This is a genomic window from Mesorhizobium sp. M7A.F.Ca.US.002.01.1.1 (assembly GCF_004022955.1).
GTDB lineage: Bacteria > Pseudomonadota > Alphaproteobacteria > Rhizobiales > Rhizobiaceae > Mesorhizobium > Mesorhizobium ciceri.
The window spans coordinates 1-2,497 of the sequence record NZ_RZQE01000675.1 but is presented as its reverse complement, the minus strand read 5'-3'; the positions used below and the strand labels follow the sequence as shown (position 1 = coordinate 2,497).

Below are 2,497 nucleotides of genomic sequence, written 5' to 3'. Positions count from 1 at the left end.
GATCCGCCGCCGACGCTGTTTGAGTACATCCCTGACAACGCACTGGTCTTCATCGACGAAAGCCATGTCACCGTGCCGCAGATCGGCGGCATGTATCGCGGCGACTTTCGCCGCAAGGCGACGCTGGCCGAATACGGCTTCCGTCTGCCGTCCTGCATGGACAACCGGCCGCTGCGCTTCGAGGAGTGGGATGCCATGCGTCCGCTTTCGGTCGCGGTCTCGGCGACCCCTGGCGCCTGGGAGATGGAACAGGCCGGCGGCGTCTTCGCCGAGCAGGTCATCCGTCCGACCGGCCTGATCGATCCGCCGGTCGAGGTCCGCCCGGCCAAGAGCCAGGTCGACGATGTCGTCGGCGAGATTCGCGATACCACCAAGGCCGGCTACCGCACCTTGGTCACCGTGCTGACCAAGCGCATGGCCGAGGATTTGACCGAGTATCTGCATGAGCAGGGCATCCGCGTCCGCTACATGCACTCCGACATCGATACGCTGGAGCGCATCGAGATCCTGCGCGATCTGCGCCTCGGCGCCTTCGACGTGCTGGTCGGGATCAATCTTCTGCGCGAAGGCCTCGACATTCCCGAATGCGGCTTCGTCGCCATTCTCGACGCCGACAAGGAAGGTTTCCTGCGATCGGAAACCTCGCTGATCCAGACCATCGGGCGCGCCGCCAGAAACGTCGACGGCAAGGTCATCCTCTATGCCGACCAGGTGACCGGCTCGATGGAACGGGCGATGGCCGAAACCAACCGTCGCCGCGAAAAGCAGATGGAGTGGAACGCGGCCAACGGCATCACACCGGAATCGGTCAAGTCGCGCATCTCCGACATTCTCGATTCGGTCTACGAGAAGGACCACGTCCGCGCCGATATCTCGCAGTTCACCGACGGTGCCGGCGCCATGATGGGCAACAACCTCAAGGCCCATCTCGACGCGATGGAAAAGCAGATGCGCGATGCCGCGGCCAATCTCGACTTCGAGAAGGCGGCCCGCATCCGCGACGAGATCAAGCGCCTGCGTGAGATGGAACTGTCCATCTCCGAAGACCCGCTGGCCAAATACGCCGACATGGAAAGCCCGGCCTCCGGCCGCGAAAAGGGCAAGCACAACAAGGGCGTGGCCAAACATCGTACAGCAGAGGAACAGGAGCGTTTTCGCAAGCTCGACGCAGCGCGTGCCGCCGAAGAGGCAGCCAAGGCTGCCCGGCCCAACCTCTTCCGCAAGCCTGATCTCGACGAGATGGGCGCCGATGGCACTGTGCCGGTGAAAAAGCCGCTGTTTTCGAAACCCTCGATCGACGACATGGGTCCAGGTACCGACATGCCGACGCCGGCCGGCGCGGTGTCGCGCTCGCTGTTCAAGAAACAGTCGGCATCCGAGGCACATGGTTCCGATTTCGGCATTCCCGGGGACGCCACAAAGCCGCTGTTCAAGAAGAACTCGCTGGACGAGATGACGGTGCGGCGGACGGAAAAACCGATCGAAGGAAAAGTGCCGGCCAAGCCGCAGCCAATCTCCCCCCTCGTGGGGGACGAATCCGCCAAGCCAGTTGTTCGCCAGCGAACAGGCATTGGCTCCTACGAAGACCCCGCCGACGCCCGTCGGGAAAAGCGCCGGCCGGGTAAGACGGGTAGGCCGGGAAAGTAGCGCCTTCCCCTTCTCCCAGAAGGGGAAGGGAAGCGCTCCGCCGCCGCCGCATTCCGCCGACCCACTTGCCACCAGCCCCGCCTTTGGTGTAATCGCTCCCCACACTCGAACGTCTTGAAAGGAGGGCTCACGTGTTTACGTTTCATCGTCACCATCGTCAGCGTGGCCCGATTTCTGCCCTGCGAGCTTGCTTGCAGGGCTGACCAGGGACGGTCCGGGTTTTTCCCGCTTCGATTTTTTGGTCTGCCCTTCGTGGTGTTGCAACGCCGAGCCTGATGGCCAGCCTGCGCACCGTCAAAGTGCATTGAACCGGACTTTTCCTCCGGCAAGACCAGAGAAATCAAATGGCCCTGATCAGCCTCAAATCCCTCGGCGTCACCATGAGTGCGCCGCTGTTTGCCAATCTCGACCTCACCATCGGCACCGGCGACCGGCTCGGCATTGTCGCCGCCAATGGCCGCGGCAAGTCGACTTTGCTGAAATGCCTGACCGGCGGGATGGAGCCGACCTCCGGTGACATCACCCGCACGCGCGGCCTGCGCGTCGGTCATGTCGAACAGTCGGTTGCCCCGGTCCTTCTCACCCGTACGTTCCGGCAGGTGGTGGCGGATGCCTTGCGGTCCGAGCAGGCCGAAAGCGAGATGTGGCGTGTCGACGTGGTTCTGGATTCACTCGACGTGCCCGAGCCGATGCGCGAGCGGCCAATGCAGGCGCTGAGTGGCGGCTGGCAGAGGCTTGCGCTAATCGCACGCGTCTGGGTCACCGATCCGGACGTGCTGTTGCTCGACGAGCCGACCAACCATCTCGACCTTGTCCGCATCAGCCAGCTCGAAACCTGGCTGAACACGCT

2 protein-coding genes are annotated in these 2,497 nt (G+C 63.3%); both read left to right on the top strand.

Going from position 1 to position 2,497, the window contains the following annotated elements:
- Window positions 1–1,647 (top strand): helicase-related protein (locus EN932_RS33875; RefSeq protein WP_206618996.1); only part of this gene is annotated, 1,647 nt, incomplete at its 5' end.
- A 344-nt stretch (window positions 1,648–1,991) separates the two neighbouring features.
- Window positions 1,992–2,497: ATP-binding cassette domain-containing protein (locus EN932_RS33870; RefSeq protein ID WP_164890777.1), on the top strand; the 506-nt coding region annotated here is incomplete at its 3' end.